Here is an 18,856-nt window from a genome sequence, read left to right on the forward strand (position 1 = left end):
GAGATGCCGATGCTGTTTACCCCTCTGCTGACCGGTGCGCTGGAAACCTCGCTGAATAACCTGCTGTTTCGCGATCGCAGCATGAAAGCCGCCCGCCAACGCCTGGCGGGCAAGGTGCTGCGCATCGAACTGGAAGAGTTGGCTTCGCCGCTGGTGCTGGTGTTCAGCGAACTGCGCGTGGATGTGCTGGGGCAGTCTGAAGACAGCGCCGATTGCACCGTGCGTAGCCGCATTCCCTCCTTGCTGAAGCTGCGCGATCGCCAGCAGTTGCCGGTGCTGATGCGCAGCGGCGAATTGACGGTGGAAGGCGATATTCAGGTGGTGCAACAGCTGGTTGGCCTGCTCGATCTGGCGGAGTGGGATCCGGCGGAGTGGCTGGCGCCCTACATCGGCGATATCGCCGCCCAAGGCATTACACAGGCGCTGGGAAAAGGCGCCTCGCTGCTGAAAGCCGGCTTTATGCGCCGGCAGCAAGACATGGCTGAGGCGTTGACAGAAGAGTGGCGCCTGGCGCCGGGGCCGCTGGAAGTGGTGTGGTTCAACGAAGAAGTTGACGCACTCGCCCGCAGCGCGGAAGCGCTGATTGCCCGTATGGACAAGTTGGAGGGCAAGCGATGACCCCAGGCGAACTGCGCCGTTTGTATTTTATCGTCCGCGTTTTTCTCAGCTACGGGCTGGATGAGCTGATCCCTAAAATGCGGTTGACGCTGCCGCTGCGCTTTGGCCGCCGGCTGCTGTTCTGGATGCCGAATCGGCACAAGGACAAACCGCTGGGTGAACGTCTGCGGCTGGCGCTGCAGGAATTGGGGCCGGTTTGGATCAAGTTCGGCCAAATGATGTCGACCCGCCGCGATCTGTTTCCGCCGCACATTGCCGATCAGCTGACGCTGCTGCAGGATCGGGTGGCGCCTTTCGATGGCGCGTTGGCGCGTAAGCATATCGAGCTGGCGATGGGCGGCCCGCTGGAGACCTGGTTCGATGACTTCGATCAGCAGCCGTTGGCCTCTGCCTCGATCGCGCAGGTGCATACCGCGCGGTTGAAAACCACCGGCCAGGAAGTGGTGCTGAAGGTGATCCGGCCGGATATCGGGCCGATCATCAAGGCCGACGTGCGCTTGATGTACCGGCTGGCAGGCTGGGTGCCGAAGCTGTTGCCGGACGGCCGCCGTCTGCGCCCGCGCGAAGTGGTACGCGAGTACGAGAAAACCCTGCTGGACGAATTGAACCTGCTGCGCGAAGCGGCTAACGCCATTCAGCTGCGCCGCAATTTCGACGGCAGCCCAATGCTGTACGTACCGGAAGTTTATTCCGACTACTGCCGCGAAAGCGTATTGGTGATGGAGCGCATTTACGGCATTCCGGTCTCGGACATCGCCACGCTGGAACAGCAGGGCACCAACATGAAACTGTTGGCGGAACGCGGCGTTCAGGTGTTCTTTACCCAGGTCTTCCGCGACAGCTTCTTCCATGCGGACATGCATCCCGGTAATATTTTCGTCAGCTACGAACATCCGGAAGATCCTTGCTACATCGGCATCGACTGCGGCATCGTCGGTTCGCTGAACAAGGATGATAAACGTTACCTGGCGGAAAACTTCATCGCCTTCTTCAACCGCGATTACCGCAAGGTGGCGGAACTGCACGTCGACTCCGGGTGGGTGCCGCGCGACACCAACGTGGAAGACTTCGAATTCGCCATCCGCACCGTGTGCGAGCCGATTTTCGAGAAGCCGCTGGCGGAGATTTCCTTCGGCAACGTGCTGCTGAACCTGTTCAACACCGCGCGACGCTTCAATATGGAAGTGCAGCCGCAGCTGGTGTTATTACAGAAGACCTTGCTGTATGTTGAAGGACTGGGGCGTCAGCTCTATCCGCAGCTGGATCTGTGGACCACCGCCAAGCCGTTCCTCGAGAGCTGGCTGCGCGATCAGGTCGGCATTCCCGCCGTGGTGCGTGCGCTGAAAGAGAAAGCGCCGTTTTGGGCGGAGAAGCTGCCGGAACTGCCCGAGCTGTTTTACGACAGCTTGCAGCAGCATAAACTGTTGCAACAAAGCGTTGATAAGCTGACCAACCAGATGCAGGCTCAGCGGGTTCGTCAGGGGCAGTCACGTTATTTGTTCGGCGTTGGCGCTACACTGTTGGTAAGCGGCACGCTGTTGCTGCTGGGGCAAATCGAGGTGTTTCCCGCCTGGATGATGGCCGCTGGCATCGTATGCTGGGTGATTGGCTGGAAGCGAACCACCTGATTTAATTCGTTACTCTGGTAAAGTCGGCTCTATAATGCGGGCTGGCTTTAAAAGACCCTTTAAAATTAGAGGTAATTAAAATGGGCGGTATTAGTATTACGCAATTGTTGATCATCGCAGTGATCGTGGTGCTGTTGTTCGGTACCAAAAAACTGCGCACGCTGGGCTCCGATCTCGGCGCCTCGATCAAGGGCTTCAAGAAGGCGATCGGCGACGATACGCCGTCGACCCCCAACACGGCTGAGAAAAGCAGCCTGGATGACGCTGACTTCTCGGCCAAGCCTATTACCGATAAGCAGCCGGAAGTGAAACCGGAAGAGTCGAAGAACAAAGAGCAGGTATAAACCGTGTTTGACATTGGGTTTAGTGAGCTGCTGCTGGTGCTGGTGATCGGCCTGGTTGTTCTGGGGCCGGAACGCTTGCCGGTCGCGGTCAGAACGGTATCGGGCTGGATCCGCGCGCTGCGCTCGCTGGCGGCCTCGGTGCAGCACGAACTGTCTCAGGAGCTGAAGCTGCAGGAGCTGCAGGACAGCCTGAAAAAAGCGGAACAGGCCGGCCTGCAGAACCTGACGCCGGAACTGAAGGCGTCGATGGATGAGCTGAAAGACGCGGCGGAATCATTGAAACGCACCTATCAGGGCGAGAAAGAAGAGCTGGCGAACACCATTCATAACCCGCAGATCACCGATCCGGAAGCCTTGCACGACGGCGTGACGCCGGCGGAAGCGGCAACCCGCGCCAGTGCGCCCGCCGCCGCGCCAAAACCGGCAGCGGAACCTGAAGCCGTCGCGCCGGTGGCGGCGCAACCGGCTAAAGCGCCGGCGGAAACCGCGCCGGTACCTGTCGAACCTGTTGCGGATAAAACCCCAGCGTCTCACCAACCTAGTGGCGATCGTTAATACATGGCTGTTGAAGATACCCAACCCCTTATCAGTCATCTGATAGAGCTGCGCAAGCGGCTGCTTAACTCGATTATTTGCGTGCTGGCGGTGTTCGTGGTGCTGGTGTTTTTCGCCAACGACATCTACCAGTTGGTCTCTGCGCCGCTGCTCAAGCAGCTGCCGGCCGGGGCGAGCATGATCGCTACCGACGTGGCGTCACCGTTCTTTACGCCGATCAAGCTGACCATGATCGTCTCGGTGTTCGTCTCCGCGCCGATGATTTTGTATCAGGTGTGGGCATTCATCGCGCCGGCGCTGTACAAGCATGAACGCCGCCTGATGATGCCGCTGCTGGTGTCCAGCAGCCTGCTGTTCTACCTCGGCATGGCTTTCGCCTACTTCATCGTGTTCCCGCTGGCCTTCGGCTTCTTTGCCAAGACCGCGCCGATGGGGGTGACCATTGCCACCGACATCAAAAACTACCTCGATTTCGTCATGGCGCTGTTTATGGCGTTCGGTGTCGCCTTCGAAGTGCCGGTCGCTATCATTCTGCTGTGCTGGAGTGGCGTCACCTCGCCGGAAGATCTGAAGAAGAAACGGCCGTATGTGTTGGTCGGCGCGTTTGTGGTCGGCATGCTGTTGACGCCGCCGGACGTGTTCTCGCAAACCCTGTTGGCAATACCGATGTACCTGCTGTTTGAAGTGGGGGTGTTCTTCGCTCGCTTCTATACCGGCAAACGTCGTCCACAGGCGGAAGAAGAAGACGAGGGTGACGAACCGCCAGCCCCTTGATCCATCTTGATTGCTAAGCCGCCCATTGGGCGGCTTTTGCTTTGGAAAAAATCATGTTTGATATCGGCGTTAACCTCACCAGCAGCCAATTCGCCAAAGACCGCCAGGCGGTAGTGGAGCGTGCCCGCGCGGCGGGCGTTACCGGGATATTGATTACCGGCACCGATCTGGCAGAGAGCCGCGAAGCGGCGGAATTGGCGCAGCAACATGCGGGCTACGGTTGGTCTACCGCCGGTGTGCATCCGCATTACGCCAGCGGTTGGGATGAACAGACCGCCGAGCAGATTTATGCGTTAGCCGTACGCCCTGAAGTGGCGGCGATCGGCGAATGCGGCCTGGATTTCAATCGCAATTTCTCGACGCCCGTACAGCAGGAAGCGGCGTTCACCGCGCAGCTGGCGCTGGCGGCGGAGTTGGCGCTGCCGGTGTTTCTTCATTGCCGCGACGCACACGCACGTTTTGCCGAGCTACTGACGCCGTGGTTGGATAAACTGCCCGCGGCCGTGGTGCACTGCTTCACCGGCACCGCCGAAGAATTAACAAGCTGCCTGTCGCTGGGTCTGTCGATCGGGATCACCGGTTGGGTCTGCGACGAGCGGCGCGGCCTGGAATTGCGCGCCCTGTTGCCGCAGATCCCGGCCGAGCGTCTGCTGCTGGAAACGGACGCCCCTTATCTGTTGCCCCGGGATTTACAGCCTAAACCCGCATCTCGCCGCAACGAACCCTGTTTCCTGCCCCACATCGTGCAGCAGGTCGCCGTCTGGCGACAGGAAGAGCCGCAATGGCTGGGGCAAAAAACCGATGAGAACGCCCGCCGGCTATTCCGGCTGGTTTGAGCTAGGAGAAAACTATGAGCTATGCATTTCCGGGCACCTTCCCTGGTCGCCGTATGCGCCGCGTGCGCCGTCACGACTTCAGCCGCCGCCTGGTGGCCGAGAACCAACTGACGGTCAACGACCTGATTTATCCGGTGTTTGTCATGGAAGGCAGCAACCGCCAGGAAGAAGTGGCCTCGATGCCGGGCGTATCGCGCATGACGATCGATCTGCTGGTGAAGGAAGCGGAAACCATCGCCAAACTTGGCGTGCCGGTGATTTCCCTGTTCCCGGTAATTGAACCGAGCCTGAAATCGCTGCATGCGGAAGAAGCCTATAACCCAGAAGGGTTGGTACAGCGCACGGTGCGCGCGCTGAAAGACGCGGTGCCTGAGCTGGGCATTCTGACCGACGTGGCGCTCGATCCCTACACCACGCATGGGCAGGACGGGGTGATCGATGAGCAGGGTTATGTGATTAACGACGTGACCAAAGACATTCTGGTGCGTCAGGCGCTGTCCCATGCCGAAGCGGGCGCGGAAATCGTGGCGCCGAGCGACATGATGGACGGCCGCATCGGGGCGATCCGCGATCGTCTGGAATTGCAGGGCCTGGTGAATACCCAAATCATGGCTTACTCCGCCAAGTATGCTTCCTGCTACTACGGCCCGTTCCGCGATGCGTTGGGCTCCAGCGGCAACCTGAAGGGCGGCAACAAGAAGACCTATCAGATGGATCCGGCCAACAGCGACGAAGCGCTGCAGGAGATTGCGCAGGATCTGCAGGAAGGTGCGGACATGGTGATGGTGAAACCGGGCATGCCGTACCTCGACGTCGTGCGCCGCGTGAAGGATACCTTCGGTGTGCCAACCTTCGCTTATCAGGTGTCCGGCGAGTACGCCATGCATATGGCGGCGATTCAGAACGGCTGGCTGCAGGAGCAACCTGCGGTGATGGAATCGTTGATGTGCTTCAAACGCGCCGGCGCCGACGGCGTGCTGACCTACTTCGCCAAGCGTGTCGCGCAGTGGCTGCACGACGATGCGATGCGTCGCTAAGCGCAAAATGAGCCAACAAAAAGGCGCCTGAGGGCGCCTTTTGCATTACATCTTCTGGAACTGTCGGTTGTCGATGCTTTGACTGACCTGCTTGTTGATCAGGTTCAGCAACAACATGGAACGCGCCTCGCCGTCCGGTTCGGTGTAGATCGCCTGCAGCCCTTCGAACACGCCGTCGACGATCAGAACGGTATCCCCTGGCTGTGGGGTTTCCGGATCGACATAGGTTTCGCTGGCGTGCGTGCGCAGCTCATCGATCACCTTGCTCGGGATGACGCTCGGCAACGCGCCGAAACGCACGAAGTGGCTGACGCCACGGGTGGCGCTGATGGTGGTGGTGTGAATGCGCTCCGGGTCGAACTCCACAAACAGATAGTTGGGAAACAGGGGTTCGCTGACCGCGATGCGCTTACCACGCACGATCTTTTCCAGCGTGATGATCGGGCTGAGGCAGTTTACCTGCTGCCGTTCCAGATGTTCCTGCGCCCGCAACAGCTGACCGCGTTTGCAATAAAGTAGATACCAGGATTCCATAGTTTCACATGCCTTTCTGCCAGCCGGTAAGCATATCAAAAGCTATTCCGGATACATAGTGATGCAAGTTTCAGCGTGTAACATCACCTATCTCTATGAATCTGCGGCTATTAGCGAGGGGTCACACACTTATCGATACGGCGCTGGTATAACAGAGGGCTAAAAATTTGTTACCGTCACAGTATGGCAGGCGTTGCGCCGCCGGCTGTGACGCTATTCATCGTTTTGACCGAGAGGGAAAGAAATGGAGCTGTTTCTGTTGAGCAACGGCAAGCTGTCTGGCGAAGCCGAGCTGCTGGGGTACGCCAAAAGCCAACTGCTGGCGATGATTGCGCGTCGCGGCATCAAATCCGCCGTCTTTATCCCTTACGCCCTGATCCGTTACGACTACGACCAGCGTGCGCAGGAGCTGGCGCAAACGCTGGGCATTGAAGTCACCAGCATCCATCACGCGGCTTCGCCGGCGGCGGCGATCGCGCAGGCGGAGTGCATTTTGGTCAGCGGCGGCAATACCTGGTTGCTGAACCAAATGCTGCACGAACAAGGCCTGATCGTGCCCATCCAGCGCGCGGTGCGCGAGCGTGAAGTGCCTTACGTCGGCTGGAGCGCCGGTTGCAACGTGGCCACGCCGAGCATTCGCACCACCAATGACATGCCGGTGCGCTGCAGCGTGGTGCTGCCGGCGCTGGGGCTGTTCCCGGTGCAGATCAACCCGCACTACATCGACGCACATATCAGCGGCCACATGGGCGAAACCCGTGACGAGCGCCTGGCGGAGTTCTGCGCGGTCAATCCAAGCGAGTCGGTGGTGGCGCTGCGTGAAGGTAGCCTGCTGCACGTTGAAGGCAATGCGCTGCGTTACTTCAGCGCTAACGGGCAGGGCTTCAAGGTGTTCCGCCACGGTGAGGAGACGCGTGAATATCAGGATACGCGCGCGCTGGCTGCGCTGGTGCCGTTCAACTGCGGCTGAGGGCCACCCGGCGGCGGGCGGCGTTAACAAAATTGCAGCAACAACCGTGAAGAGGGCTTATAATGCCCTCCCCACTGGCCGTTATAATGATCAGCATGAAATACCGTGACTTACGCGATTTCCTCTCGTTGCTGGAGAAGAGAGGGGAACTAAAACGCATCAGCCAGCCGATCGATCCTTACCTGGAAATGACGGAGATTGCCGATCGCACCCTGCGAGCGGGCGGTCCGGCACTGCTGTTTGAAAACCCGAAAGGGTATGACATGCCGGTGCTCTGTAACCTGTTCGGCACCGCCAATCGCGTGGCGATGGGCATGGGGCAGGAAGACATCAGCGCGCTGCGCGAAGTCGGCAAACTGCTGGCGTTCCTCAAAGAACCGGAGCCGCCGAAAGGCTTCCGCGATCTGTTCGACAAAATGCCAAAGTTCAAGCAGGTACTGAACATGCCGACCAAGGTGCTGGGATCCGCGCCTTGTCAGGAGCAGGTATGGCAGGGTGACGATGTCGATCTGGGCCGTATTCCGGTGATGCACTGCTGGCCGGAAGACGCTGCGCCGCTGATCACCTGGGGGCTGACGGTGACCCGCGGCCCGCATAAGGAACGGCAAAACCTCGGCATCTATCGCCAGCAGGTGCTGGGCAAGAACAAAGTGATCATGCGCTGGCTGTCGCATCGCGGTGGCGCGCTGGATTATCAGGAGTGGTGCCAGGCGCACCCGGGTGAGCGTTTCCCGGTCGCGGTGGCGCTGGGCGCCGATCCCGCTACCATCCTCGGTGCGGTCACGCCGGTGCCGGATACCCTGTCTGAATACGCCTTTGCCGGGCTGCTGCGCGGCAACAAAACCGAAGTGGTCAAGTGCCTTTCCAACGATCTGGAAGTGCCCGCCAGCGCCGAAATCGTGCTTGAAGGCTATATCGAGCCGGGTGAAATGGCGCCGGAAGGCCCCTACGGCGACCACACCGGTTACTACAATGAAATCGACCAGTTCCCGGTGTTCACCGTTACCCACATCACCCAGCGCCGCAACGCGATCTACCACTCGACCTACACCGGCCGCCCGCCGGATGAGCCGGCGATCCTGGGCGTGGCGCTGAATGAAGTGTTCGTGCCGATCCTGCAAAAGCAGTTCCCGGAAATCGTCGATTTCTATCTGCCGCCGGAAGGGTGCTCGTACCGCCTGGCGGTAGTGACCATGAAAAAACAGTACGCCGGCCACGCTAAACGCGTGATGATGGGCGTCTGGTCGTTCCTGCGGCAGTTTATGTACACCAAATTTGTTATCGTCTGTGATGATGACGTCAATGCGCGCGACTGGAACGACGTGATTTGGGCGATCACCACACGAATGGATCCGGCAAGGGATACCGTTCTGGTGGAGAATACGCCGATCGACTATCTGGACTTCGCCTCGCCGGTTTCCGGCCTGGGTTCGAAGATGGGGCTGGACGCCACCAATAAATGGCCGGGTGAAACCGATCGCGAATGGGGCCGTCCGATTCAGATGGATGAAAAGGTACGTGCGCGCGTCGACGAAATCTGGGATGAGCTCGCAATCTTCAGTGACAGGGAACCGACGTTATAGCGTCAGGCCCTGTTCTCAGCTTTGCATTGATGACCCGACAGAGGGAACGCATGACAATATTGAGCTGTAAAGTGACCTCGGTAGAGGCCATTACCGATACGGTTTATCGGGTACGTCTGGTGCCCGAACAGCCGTTTTCTTTCAAGGCAGGGCAATATCTGATGGTGGTGATGGATGAGCGCGACAAGCGCCCGTTCTCACTGGCATCAACCCCGACGCAGCAAGATTACATCGAGCTGCATATCGGCGCTTCGGAGCTGAATCTGTACGCCATGGCGGTGATGGATCGCATCCTGAAAGAGCAGGCGATCACCGTTGACGTGCCGCATGGCGACGCCTGGCTGCGGGAAGAGGGCAGCCGTCCGCTGGTGCTAATCGCCGGCGGCACCGGTTTCTCTTACGCGCGTTCAATCCTGTTGACCGCGCTGGAGCAGCAGCCGGATCGCGACATTTCAATCTACTGGGGCGGGCGTGAGCTGAAGCACCTGTACGATTTGAGCGAGCTGGAAGCGCTGTCGTTGCAGCATCCGAATCTGAAGGTGATCCCGGTGGTCGAGCAGCCGGAGGCTGAATGGCGTGGCCGCAGCGGCACCGTGCTTAGCGCGGTGCTGCAGGATTTCGGCACGCTGGCGGAGCATGACATTTACATCGCCGGGCGTTTCGAGATGGCGAAAATCGCCCGCGAGCGTTTCTGCGCCGAGCGCGGCGCGCTGGAAGCGCATATGTTTGGCGACGCGTTTTCGTTTATCTGACAGAGGCGATGCGCAGTGAACGGGGTGGCCGAGGGTCGCCCCGTTTTTATTTGGGCGTCGGCTAACTTCAGGCATAAAAAACCCGCCCCTGACAGGCGGGAAGAACGGCAACTAAACTTGGCGGGATGCCGCGATTTGAAGTGGTGACGCGGTCATCCCAAGATAGACACAGCTAAACGCGTTCAAACACGGTGGCGATGCCCTGGCCCAGGCCGATGCACATGGTCGCCAGGCCGAACTGCGCGTCGCGACGTTCCATGTTGTTCAACAGGGTGGTCGAGATGCGGGAGCCTGAACACCCCAGCGGGTGGCCGAGCGCGATGGCGCCGCCGTTCAGGTTAATCTTGTCGTCGAGGCTGTCCATCAGCCCCAGATCCTTGATGCACGGCAGCGACTGGGCGGCGAACGCTTCGTTCAGCTCGAACAGATCGATGTCCTGCACGCTCAGACCGGCGCGTTTCAGCGCCAGCTTGCTGGCCGGCACCGGGCCGTAGCCCATGATGGACGGATCGCAGCCGACGACCGCCATCGAGCGGATGCGGGCGCGGGCCTTCAAACCGAGCGCTTTGGCGCGCGATTCGCTCATCAGCAGCATGGCGGAAGCACCGTCCGACAGGGCGGAGGAGCTGCCGGCGGTGACGGTGCCGTTGACCGGATCGAACGCCGGGCGCAGGGCCGACAGGCTTTCGACGGTGGTCTCCGGGCGAATGACTTCATCGAAATCGTAACGGGTCAGCACGCCGTCGGCGTCGTGGCCGTTGGTCGGTATGATCTCGTTTTTAAAGTAACCGGCCAGCGTTGCTGCATGCGCGCGCTGGTGGGAGCGGGCAGCAAATTCATCCTGCATCTGGCGACTGATGTTGTGCATCTTGGCCAGCATTTCGGCGGTCAGCCCCATCATCCCGGCGGCCTTGGCCACGCTGCGGCTCAGGCCCGGATGGAAATCCACGCCGTGATTCATCGGCACATGGCCCATGTGTTCCACGCCGCCGATCAGGCTGATGTGCGCGTCGCCCACCATGATGGCGCGTGCCGCGTCGTGCAGCGCCTGCATCGAAGAGCCGCACAGGCGGTTGACGGTCACCGCCGGCACGCGGTGCGGGATCTCGGCCAGCAGCGCGGCGTTGCGGGCGATGTTAAAGCCTTGTTCCAGCGTCTGCTGCACGCAGCCCCAGTAAATGTCATCAATCTCGGCGGCGTCCAGCGCCGGATTGCGGCTCAGCACTTCACGCATCAGGTGAGCGGAGAGATCTTCGGCGCGTACCTGGCGGAAGGCGCCGCCCTTGGAGCGGCCCATCGGCGTGCGTACGGCATCAACAATAACTACGTTTTCCATCTTTATGACCTCATGCCGGTTGGCGGGTAGCGACGTCGGACAGCGGTGTCGCCACCGGGTAGTAGCTTTCATTGCGTTCGGCCTTGGCGCGCAGACCGGCCGGCACCTGGTACAGGGCGCCGAGGTGTGCGTAACGCTGGGCCAGCTCAACGTAGTTGGCGGTGCCGAGCGTATCCAGGTAGCGGAACGCGCCGCCGTGGAACGGAGGGAAACCGATGCCGTAGACCAGCGCCATATCGGCTTCGGCCGGGCTGGCGACGATCTTTTCTTCCAGGCAACGCACCACTTCGTTGATCATCGGGATCATCATGCGCGCGATGATTTCTTCGTCGCTGATGGTCTGGCGCGGTTGGCTCACTTCGGCCAGCAGCGCATCGGTCTGCTCATCGTTGTCCTTGCGCGGCTTGCCTTTGCTGTCCTGGCTGTAGCGGTAGAAGCCCAGTTGATTTTTCTGGCCGAAGCGCTGGTTGTCGAACATCACGTCAATGGCGTCGCGGTAGTCTTTGCTCATGCGATCCGGGAAACCGGCGGCCATCACGGCCTGCGCGTGGTGCGCGGTGTCGATGCCCACGACGTCGAGCAGGTAGGCCGGGCCCATCGGCCAGCCGAACTGTTTTTCCATCACTTTATCGATTTGACGGAAGTCGGCGCCGTCGCGCAGCAGCAGGCTAAAGCCGGCGAAGTACGGGAACAGCACGCGGTTGACGAAGAAGCCCGGGCAATCGTTCACCACGATCGGCGTTTTGCCCATGCGGCTGGCGTAGGCCACCACTTTGGCGATGGTGTCATCGCTGGTCTGTTCGCCGCGGATGATTTCAACCAGCGGCATGCGGTGCACCGGGTTAAAGAAGTGCATGCCGCAGAAGTTTTGCGGGCGCTTCAGCGATTTTGCCAGGTGATTAATCGGAATGGTCGAGGTGTTCGACGCCAGAACGGTGTCTTCACCGATCAGGCCTTCCACTTCCGACAGCACGGCGGCTTTGACTTTCGGATTCTCGACGACCGCCTCAACGATCACCTGCGCGCGCTCGATGCCGGCGTAGTCCAGCGTCGGCTGAATGGTCGACAGCACCTGCGCCATTTTCAGGCCATCCAGCTTGCCGCGCTCCAGCTGCTTGTTGAGCAGCTTGGCCGCTTCGCTCATGCCCAGCGTCAGCGACTTGTCGCTGATGTCTTTCATGATCACCGGTACGCCTTTCAGCGCCGATTGGTAAGCGATACCGCCGCCCATGATGCCGGCGCCCAGCACCGCCGCCTGTTTTGGCGCATCCACATTCTTGGCCAGCTTTTTCGCCTGGCCCTTCACGAACTGATCGTTAAGGAAGATGCCGACCAGCGCGCGCGCTTCGTTGGAGCGGGCCAACGGCACGAAGCTGGCGGTTTCCAGTTTCAGCGCTTCATCGCGGCCCAGCTTGGCGGCGGCTTCAATGGTCTTCACCGCGGTCATCGGCGCCGGGTAATGTTTACCGGCGGTCTGCAGCACCATGCCTTTGGCGGTGGTGAAGCTCATCACCGCTTCAATCGGGCTGAGTTTCAGCGGCTCCAGCTTAGGTTGACGCGCGGCGCGCCAGTCCAGCTTGCCGTCGATCGCCTGTTGCAGCATGTTGAGCGCCGCTTCGGCCAGTTTTTCCGGCGCCACTACCGCATCGACCAGGCCGACTTTCAACGCGTCTTTGGCGCTGACGTCTTTGCCGGCGGCGATGATTTCCAGCGCGCTGTCGTTACCCAGCAGGCGCGGCAGACGGACGGAACCGCCGAAGCCCGGCATGATGCCCAATTTGGTTTCCGGCAGGCCGATGCGCGCGTCCGGCGAGGCGACGCGGAAATCGGTCGCCAGAATGCATTCGCAACCGCCGCCGAGCGCATAGCCGTTAATGGCCGAAATGGTCGGTACCGGCAAATCTTCCAGCCGGTTAAAGACGTTGTTGGCGAATACCAGCCACTCGTGCAGCTTTTCAGCCGGTGCGGCAAACAGAGAAAGGAATTCGGTGATATCGGCGCCGACGATAAATGCGGCTTTGGTGGAGCGCAGCAGCAGCCCCTTGAGCTCAGGCTGGTTTTCCAGCACGGTGAGCGCCTCGCCCAGGCTGGCGACGGTGCGGGTGTCCAGCTTGTTGACCGAGCCTGATGCGTTGAACACCAGCTCGGCAATGCCGTTATCGAGCCAGTGCAGTTGTAATGTTTCGCCTTGGTAGAGCATGTCTATCTCCTGAATCAGCGTATGATCTGGTATGACCAGATGAAGAGGAGTGTGGTTTTTATGTTAAAAATATGCAAATGAGAGATTGCATATTTGCTGGTCTGATCACATCTCACCAAGTTAGTGTTTTGATTTAAAACGGAGTTATATTTTATGTGCTATCGGCATTTGCTGGTGGTTGTCGGCCCTCATACACTTGCCTGCAGCGATTGATCATTCAGACGAGGTAAGGCATGACTAAGGCGGCTTGTGCCAAACGCAGCGGCTTATGGAGCATTCCCGCCAGAACCATGACGCTGGCGTGTCTGTTGGTGTTTATGGCGCAGATGGCGACGACCGTGTATCTGCCTTCGCTGCCGACGGTGATGCGCGAGCTGGCGATGAGCCGGCGCGCCACCGAGCTGTCCATTTCGATCTTCGTCATCGGCGCTGCCTTGCCGGTGCTGTTCTGGGGCGCGGCGGCCGATCGCTTTGGCCGCCGAGCGCCGCTGACGCTTTCCCTGCTGTTTTTCATTGGCTGCAGCGGACTGTTGGCGCTGTGCAGCAACGGTACCCAATTACTGGCGCTGCGTGCGCTGCAAGGTGTGGGTGCCGGTGGTGCGGCGATCATTGCGCGTATCATCGTGCGGGATAACTGGAGCGGTGATGAGCTGGCGCGTCGGTTATCGGTGCTCTCCATCGCTTTCATCACCGCGCTGGGCGGGGGGCAGTTTATCGGCGGCCTGCTCAGCCAATATTCGCACTGGCAGATGGGCTTCGTCCTGATGGGCGCCACCGGTTTGGCCATTCTGGCGCTGATGGCGACGCTGCCGCTTGAGGCGGGGCGCGCACGTGAGCCACGCCCAGCGATGGCGGCCACCTATTTCGCCATTCTGCGGCGGCCGGGGTTCTTCTGGCCGGCCTGCGTCGGCGGATTGGGCTTCGCCACCACGGTGACATTGCAGGAGGTGAGCCCGTTCGTCATGCAGCAGGGTTTTGGTCTCAACGTTACGGCGTTCGGTGCGCTGGGGCTGGTGATCGGCGTCGCCTACTTCAGCGGGGCGCTGACGGTGAACCGCACGGTGGCGCGTGTCGGTGGGAAAAAACTGATGCAAACCGGCAGCGGTATCGTGGCTCTGGCGACGGCGGCGATCCTGCTGTTGTGGTGGAGCGGCATTCTGGCCGGCCTTTCCGGTATGACGCTGTTCATCGCGCTGTATTGCCTGACCATTTTTGGCCAGGCGGTGTTATTTCCCAACAGCATGGCGATGGCGGTCAGCGACGCCAAAGAGCACGGCGCCTATGCGATGGCGCTGTGCGGCTTTCTGCAGCAGTGTCTGGCGGGCGTTGCCGCGGCTGGCGCGGTGTTGTTGGAGCACCATGGCCTGTGGGCGCTGGCGATAGCGTTGCTCGGCCTGGCCGGCTGGCTAATGGTTAAACTGCGGATGTAACGGCATTTGCAGGGAATTGCGAGCTGCTCCGCATGCCCAACGCGATAAGGTTGGTGCGCCGGAGCGCTGTGTTAAGATGACTTCTTTCGTGCTAAGGCATAAGGGTACTGTGATGGAAACGCTGGCTTCTTTGTATAACGACCACCTGGCAGAGCTGCAAAAACGCGCGCGCGAAGTGCTGGAGCGCAACAAGTTGGATGCGCTGCTGATTCACTCCGGTGAGCTGCAAAAGGTATTTTTGGACGACCATAGCTATCCGTTCAAAGTGAACGCGCATTTCAAAGCCTGGGTGCCGGTGACGTCGGTGCCGAACTGCTGGTTGTGGATCGACGGTGTCAATAAGCCGAAGCTGTGGTTCTACTCCCCGGTCGACTACTGGCACAGCGTAGAGCCGCTGCCGGACAGTTTCTGGACCAAATCCCTTGAATTGATGCCGTTGGCCAACGCCGACGCCATCGCCCAGCAGCTTCCGCCGCAGCGCGAGCGCGTGGGCTATATCGGTTATGCGCAACAGCGCGCACGCGATCTCGGCATTTCTTCTGAAAACATCAACCCGAAAGCGGTGTTGAACTACCTGGATTTCCACCGTTCTATCAAAACCGGCTACGAGCTGGCCTGCATGCGCGAAGCGCAGAAGACGGCGGTAACCGGCCATCGTGCGGCGCATGAGGCGTTCCTCTCCGGCATGAGCGAGTTCGACATCAACCTGGCCTACCTGACGGCGACAGGCCACCGCGATACCGACGTGCCTTACGACAACATCGTAGCGCTGAACGAACACGCTTCGGTATTGCACTACACCAAGCTGGATCATCAGCCGCCGGCCGAACCCCTGAGTTTCCTGATCGACGCCGGCGCGGAATATAACGGCTATGCCGCCGATCTGACCCGCACCTACGCGGCGCAAAGCGGCAGCGAGTTCGCCCACCTGGTGAAAGATCTCAATGGTGAACAGCTGGCGCTGATCGACACCATCAAGCCCGGCGTGCGCTATACCGACTACCATGTGCAAATGCATCAGCGCATCGCCAAGCTGCTCAAGAATCACAAGTTGGTGAACGGCCTCAGCGAAGAGGCGATGGTTGAAACGGGTATTACCACGCCGTTCCTGCCGCACGGGCTGGGCCATCCGCTGGGCCTTCAGGTGCACGACGCCGCCGGCTTTATGCAGGACGAGCAAGGCACCCATCTGCCGGCGCCGTCCAAGTATCCATTCCTGCGTTGCACCCGCGTGTTGCAGCCGGGCATGGTGTTGACCATCGAGCCAGGTCTGTACTTCATCGAGTCTCTGTTGGCACCGTGGCGCAGCGGTGAATTCAGGCAGCACTTCGCCTGGGATCGCATCGATGCGCTGAAGCCGTATGGCGGCATCCGTATCGAAGACAACATCGTGATCCACGAAAAGCGCATCGAGAACATGACGCGCGATCTGAACCTGGCCTGATGCGGCCTTACCCGATACCGGCGGAAGCCACCTGCTTTACCGAAGAAATAAAGAAGAGCCGTTTTATCACCCTGCTGGCGCCGACCAGCGGGGTAGAAGCGGCAAAGGCGTTTATTCAGCAGGTGCGGGATGAGCATCCGGCGGCGCGACACCATTGTTGGGCTTTCGTCGCCGGCAGCCCCGATGACTCGCAGCAACTGGGGTTCTCAGACGACGGAGAGCCGTCGGGCACCGCCGGCAAACCGATCCTCGCGCAGCTGATGGGGAGCGGCATCGGTGAAGTGACCGCCGTGGTCGTTCGTTACTATGGCGGCGTCAAGCTGGGCACCGGCGGGCTGGTGAAAGCCTATGGCAACGGTGTTCAACAGGCGTTGAAGCAGTTAGCGTTGGCACAAAAGGTGCCGGAAGCCGAATATATCTTGCAGTGCGACTATGCGCAGTTGGCGTTGGTGGAGAACTTGCTGCAGCAAACCGCAGGTCGGATCCTGCAGGGCGAATACGGCGCCGCCGTCGTGCTGCATCTGGCGTTGCCGGCCACCGAGGTCGAACTGTTTGGGAATAAATTGCGTGATCTCAGTCGCGGTAATTTGCAATTAACCCCCATTTCGCAATAATTCCTCCCAATTGAATTGCTAAGGATCGTGCTGAAATGCATTTTCGCGCCATAACCCGTATCGTTGGTCTGCTGGTCATCCTGTTCTCCGGGACGATGTTTATCCCCGGCCTGGTGGCATTGATTTACCGCGATGGGGCGGGGCGCGCGTTCAGCCAAACCTTCTTCGTGGCGCTGACCATCGGTCTGATGCTGTGGTGGCCGAACCGCAAACAGAAACACGAGCTGAAGCCCCGTGAAGGCTTCCTGATTGTCGTGTTGTTCTGGACCGTGCTGGGCAGCGTGGGGGCATTGCCGTTCCTGTTTTCGGAACGGCCCAACTTGTCGCTGACCGACGCCTTCTTTGAATCCTTCTCGGGATTGACGACTACCGGCGCAACGACGCTGGTGGGGCTGGACTCGTTGCCGAAGGCCATCCTGTTCTATCGCCAAATGCTGCAATGGATGGGCGGCATGGGGATCATCGTGTTGGCGGTGGCGATACTGCCGATACTTGGCGTCGGCGGCATGCAGCTGTATCGAGCGGAAATGCCCGGGCCGCTGAAAGATAACAAGATGCGCCCACGCATCGCCGAAACCGCCAAAACCCTGTGGCTAATCTATGTGTTGCTGACCGTCGCCTGTGCGCTGGCGCTCTGGGGGGCCGGGATGTCGGTGTTCGACGCCATCGGCCACAGTTTCTCGACCATCGCCATCGGCGGTTTTTCTACCCACGACGCCAGTATCGGTTATTACGCCAGTCCGACTATCAACACCATCATCGCCGTGTTCCTGCTGATTTCCGGCTGTAACTACGGCCTGCACTTCGCTTTGCTAAGCGGCCGTAGTCTGAAGGTGTACGGGCGCGATCCTGAATTCCGCATGTTCATCTTCGTTCAGTTGACGCTGGTGGTGGTATGCACGTTGGTGCTCTGGGGACATGGCGTCTATAAGAGCGGTATGGAAACGCTCAATCAGGCGTTCTTCCAGGTGGTATCGATGGCGACCACGGCCGGTTTTACGACCGACAGCATCGCCAAGTGGCCGCTGTTTCTGCCGATGTTGTTGCTGTGCTCGGCGTTCATCGGCGGTTGTGCCGGCTCGACCGGCGGCGGCCTGAAGGTGATCCGTATTCTGCTTCTGTACCTGCAGGGCTCGCGAGAGTTGAAGAGGCTGGTGCACCCCAACGCGGTCTATACCATCAAATTGGGCAATCGCGCGCTGCCGGAACGCATTCTGGAAGCGGTATGGGGATTCTTCTCCGCCTATGCGCTGGTGTTTATCGTCAGCATGCTGGCGATCATTGCCACCGGCGTTGACGATTTCTCCGCGTTCGCCGCAGTGACGGCAACACTCAATAACCTTGGCCCCGGCCTGGGCGTGGTGGCGGATAACTTCACCACGATGCCGGCGGCGGCCAAGTGGATCCTGGTGGTGACGATGCTGTTCGGGCGCCTGGAAGTGTTTACATTGCTGGTGCTGTTCACGCCAACTTTTTGGCGTGAGTGAGCCTGATATAAGGAGTATGCCATGAAGGCATTGATACTTTATTCGAGCCGTGACGGGCAAACACGTGCTATCGCTTCTTATATAGCAAGCAAGTTGCAGGACACGCTGCGTTGTGAGGTGATTGATCTGCTGCAGGCGGAACAGGTCGACCTTAGTCAGTACCAGCAGGTGATGATCGGTGCTTCTATCCGTTACGGGCACTTTAACCCGGTGCTGGATAAATTCGTTAAGCGCCATGCCGAACAGCTGAATAGGATGCCGAGCGCCTTCTTCGCCGTGAACCTGACCGCGCGTAAACCGGAAAAGCGTTCGCCGCAAACCAACGCTTATACCCGCAAGTTCCTGCTGGCCTCGCCGTGGCAGCCAAAACAGTGCGCGGTGTTTGCCGGCGCATTGCGGTATCCGCGCTATCGTTGGTACGACCGCATCATGATTCAATTTATTATGCGTATGACGGGCGGTGAAACGGATACCAGTAAGGAAGTGGAGTACACAGATTGGCAGCAGGTCGATCGTTTCGCCCAGGAATTTAGCCAGATTCAGTACGAAAAGTGACAAAAACGCGGGTTTGGCCAGCGTTTTGCCGAAAAAACCCGCGCTTGAAAAGTTTTTTGCAATTAGGGGTTGCGGCCTGCCGAGAACTCCCTATAATGCGCCTCCACTGACCGGGAACAACGACTGACAAGCCGCCGGGTCAGCGAGAAGAAAGCGAAA

The 18,856-nt window shown here is 59.7% G+C and carries 18 protein-coding genes; 15 read left to right on the forward strand and 3 right to left on the reverse strand.

The annotated features are described in order from the left end of the window. Positions 1–9: 9 nt before the first annotated feature. From ubiJ to hemB, 7 genes are all read left to right on the forward strand, one after another. Complete coding sequence (gene ubiJ, locus ACJ8OK_RS15410) at positions 10–618, forward strand: ubiquinone biosynthesis protein UbiJ (RefSeq protein ID WP_015376304.1); 609 nt, start codon at positions 10–12, stop codon at positions 616–618. Beyond that, positions 615–2,246: a ubiquinone biosynthesis regulatory protein kinase UbiB gene (ubiB, locus tag ACJ8OK_RS15415; RefSeq protein ID WP_004934451.1), complete on the forward strand. Its 1,632-nt coding sequence runs from the start codon at positions 615–617 to the stop codon at positions 2,244–2,246. Before ubiJ ends, ubiB begins: the two co-directional genes overlap by 4 nt. 80 nt (positions 2,247–2,326) lie before the next feature. Next, positions 2,327–2,590 carry a Sec-independent protein translocase subunit TatA gene (gene tatA, locus ACJ8OK_RS15420; protein ID WP_004934452.1) on the forward strand — a complete coding sequence of 88 codons (264 nt, stop codon included), beginning with the start codon at positions 2,327–2,329 and terminating at the stop codon, positions 2,588–2,590. Positions 2,591–2,593: 3 nt separating this feature from the next. Continuing rightward, positions 2,594–3,145: a Sec-independent protein translocase protein TatB gene (gene tatB / locus ACJ8OK_RS15425; RefSeq protein ID WP_049276958.1), complete on the forward strand. Its 552-nt coding sequence runs from the start codon at positions 2,594–2,596 to the stop codon at positions 3,143–3,145. A gap of 3 nt (positions 3,146–3,148) precedes the next feature. Continuing rightward, the gene (gene tatC, locus ACJ8OK_RS15430) at positions 3,149–3,919 is read left to right on the forward strand and encodes a Sec-independent protein translocase subunit TatC (protein WP_004934456.1); all 771 of its coding nucleotides are present in this window, start codon (positions 3,149–3,151) and stop codon (positions 3,917–3,919) included. 53 nt (positions 3,920–3,972) lie between these two features. Then, the gene (gene tatD, locus ACJ8OK_RS15435; RefSeq protein WP_048326672.1) at positions 3,973–4,755 is read left to right on the forward strand and encodes a 3'-5' ssDNA/RNA exonuclease TatD; all 783 of its coding nucleotides are present in this window, start codon (positions 3,973–3,975) and stop codon (positions 4,753–4,755) included. A 14-nt stretch (positions 4,756–4,769) separates the two neighbouring features. Next, positions 4,770–5,792 carry a porphobilinogen synthase gene (gene hemB / locus ACJ8OK_RS15440; RefSeq protein ID WP_004934463.1) on the forward strand — a complete coding sequence of 341 codons (1,023 nt, stop codon included), beginning with the start codon at positions 4,770–4,772 and terminating at the stop codon, positions 5,790–5,792. 45 nt (positions 5,793–5,837) lie between these two features. Here hemB and rfaH read toward each other — a convergent pair whose 3' ends face one another. Beyond that, positions 5,838–6,326: a transcription/translation regulatory transformer protein RfaH gene (gene rfaH / locus ACJ8OK_RS15445; RefSeq protein WP_004934466.1), complete on the reverse strand. Its 489-nt coding sequence runs from the start codon at positions 6,324–6,326 to the stop codon at positions 5,838–5,840. A 244-nt stretch (positions 6,327–6,570) separates the two neighbouring features. Between rfaH and pepE the strand changes: the two genes are divergently transcribed. From pepE to fre, 3 genes are all read left to right on the forward strand, one after another. Continuing rightward, on the forward strand, positions 6,571–7,296 hold the full coding sequence (gene pepE / locus ACJ8OK_RS15450) for a dipeptidase PepE (RefSeq protein ID WP_033631520.1): 726 nt from the start codon (positions 6,571–6,573) through the stop codon (positions 7,294–7,296). A 62-nt stretch (positions 7,297–7,358) separates the two neighbouring features. Next, complete coding sequence (ubiD, locus tag ACJ8OK_RS15455; RefSeq protein ID WP_048326642.1) at positions 7,359–8,879, forward strand: 4-hydroxy-3-polyprenylbenzoate decarboxylase; 1,521 nt, start codon at positions 7,359–7,361, stop codon at positions 8,877–8,879. 50 nt (positions 8,880–8,929) lie between these two features. After that, complete coding sequence (gene fre, locus ACJ8OK_RS15460; RefSeq protein ID WP_004934474.1) at positions 8,930–9,631, forward strand: NAD(P)H-flavin reductase; 702 nt, start codon at positions 8,930–8,932, stop codon at positions 9,629–9,631. Positions 9,632–9,803: 172 nt separating this feature from the next. Here fre and fadA read toward each other — a convergent pair whose 3' ends face one another. Then, positions 9,804–10,967 carry an acetyl-CoA C-acyltransferase FadA gene (gene fadA / locus ACJ8OK_RS15465; RefSeq protein ID WP_048326647.1) on the reverse strand — a complete coding sequence of 388 codons (1,164 nt, stop codon included), beginning with the start codon at positions 10,965–10,967 and terminating at the stop codon, positions 9,804–9,806. Positions 10,968–10,977: 10 nt separating this feature from the next. Then, positions 10,978–13,167, reverse strand: coding sequence for a fatty acid oxidation complex subunit alpha FadB (gene fadB, locus ACJ8OK_RS15470; RefSeq protein WP_213929451.1), 2,190 nt, complete (start codon positions 13,165–13,167; stop codon positions 10,978–10,980). A gap of 233 nt (positions 13,168–13,400) precedes the next feature. Between fadB and ACJ8OK_RS15475 the strand changes: the two genes are divergently transcribed. The 5 genes from ACJ8OK_RS15475 to hemG all read left to right on the forward strand — a co-directional run bounded on the left by ACJ8OK_RS15475 (position 13,401) and on the right by hemG (position 18,697). After that, entirely contained in the window at positions 13,401–14,597 is a 1,197-nt protein-coding gene (locus ACJ8OK_RS15475; protein WP_213929450.1) for an MFS transporter, read from the forward strand. Between the two features lie 112 nt (positions 14,598–14,709). After that, the gene (pepQ, locus tag ACJ8OK_RS15480) at positions 14,710–16,041 is read left to right on the forward strand and encodes a Xaa-Pro dipeptidase (RefSeq protein WP_213929449.1); all 1,332 of its coding nucleotides are present in this window, start codon (positions 14,710–14,712) and stop codon (positions 16,039–16,041) included. After that, entirely contained in the window at positions 16,041–16,655 is a 615-nt protein-coding gene (locus tag ACJ8OK_RS15485) for an IMPACT family protein (RefSeq protein ID WP_004934489.1), read from the forward strand. The genes pepQ and ACJ8OK_RS15485 overlap by 1 nt, the downstream gene beginning before the upstream one ends. Positions 16,656–16,690: 35 nt before the next feature. Next, the gene (gene trkH / locus ACJ8OK_RS15490; protein WP_004934492.1) at positions 16,691–18,142 is read left to right on the forward strand and encodes a Trk system potassium transporter TrkH; all 1,452 of its coding nucleotides are present in this window, start codon (positions 16,691–16,693) and stop codon (positions 18,140–18,142) included. A gap of 21 nt (positions 18,143–18,163) precedes the next feature. Further along, on the forward strand, positions 18,164–18,697 hold the full coding sequence (gene hemG, locus ACJ8OK_RS15495; RefSeq protein WP_082997348.1) for a menaquinone-dependent protoporphyrinogen IX dehydrogenase: 534 nt from the start codon (positions 18,164–18,166) through the stop codon (positions 18,695–18,697). Positions 18,698–18,856: the final 159 nt, after the last annotated feature.

Origin of the sequence: Serratia sp. CY71090 (assembly GCF_052166845.1) — a bacterium.
GTDB classification, from domain to species: domain Bacteria; phylum Pseudomonadota; class Gammaproteobacteria; order Enterobacterales; family Enterobacteriaceae; genus Serratia; species Serratia nematodiphila.

Excerpts from the sequence above, each read along its gene's own strand:
- ubiJ (WP_015376304.1), top strand. The coding sequence starts at position 10 with ATGCTGTTTACCCCTCTGCTGACCGGTGCGCTGGAAACCTCGCTGAAT.
- ubiB (WP_004934451.1), top strand. The coding sequence starts at position 615 with ATGACCCCAGGCGAACTGCGCCGTTTGTATTTTATCGTCCGCGTTTTT.
- tatA (WP_004934452.1), top strand. The coding sequence starts at position 2,327 with ATGGGCGGTATTAGTATTACGCAATTGTTGATCATCGCAGTGATCGTG.
- tatC (WP_004934456.1), top strand. The coding sequence starts at position 3,149 with ATGGCTGTTGAAGATACCCAACCCCTTATCAGTCATCTGATAGAGCTG.
- tatD (WP_048326672.1), top strand. The coding sequence starts at position 3,973 with ATGTTTGATATCGGCGTTAACCTCACCAGCAGCCAATTCGCCAAAGAC.
- hemB (WP_004934463.1), top strand. The coding sequence starts at position 4,770 with ATGAGCTATGCATTTCCGGGCACCTTCCCTGGTCGCCGTATGCGCCGC.
- rfaH (WP_004934466.1), bottom strand. The coding sequence starts at position 6,326 with ATGGAATCCTGGTATCTACTTTATTGCAAACGCGGTCAGCTGTTGCGG.
- pepE (WP_033631520.1), top strand. The coding sequence starts at position 6,571 with ATGGAGCTGTTTCTGTTGAGCAACGGCAAGCTGTCTGGCGAAGCCGAG.
- ubiD (WP_048326642.1), top strand. The coding sequence starts at position 7,359 with ATGCCCTCCCCACTGGCCGTTATAATGATCAGCATGAAATACCGTGAC.
- fre (WP_004934474.1), top strand. The coding sequence starts at position 8,930 with ATGACAATATTGAGCTGTAAAGTGACCTCGGTAGAGGCCATTACCGAT.
- fadA (WP_048326647.1), bottom strand. The coding sequence starts at position 10,967 with ATGGAAAACGTAGTTATTGTTGATGCCGTACGCACGCCGATGGGCCGC.
- fadB (WP_213929451.1), bottom strand. The coding sequence starts at position 13,167 with ATGCTCTACCAAGGCGAAACATTACAACTGCACTGGCTCGATAACGGC.
- ACJ8OK_RS15475 (WP_213929450.1), top strand. The coding sequence starts at position 13,401 with ATGACTAAGGCGGCTTGTGCCAAACGCAGCGGCTTATGGAGCATTCCC.
- pepQ (WP_213929449.1), top strand. The coding sequence starts at position 14,710 with ATGGAAACGCTGGCTTCTTTGTATAACGACCACCTGGCAGAGCTGCAA.
- ACJ8OK_RS15485 (WP_004934489.1), top strand. The coding sequence starts at position 16,041 with ATGCGGCCTTACCCGATACCGGCGGAAGCCACCTGCTTTACCGAAGAA.
- trkH (WP_004934492.1), top strand. The coding sequence starts at position 16,691 with ATGCATTTTCGCGCCATAACCCGTATCGTTGGTCTGCTGGTCATCCTG.
- hemG (WP_082997348.1), top strand. The coding sequence starts at position 18,164 with ATGAAGGCATTGATACTTTATTCGAGCCGTGACGGGCAAACACGTGCT.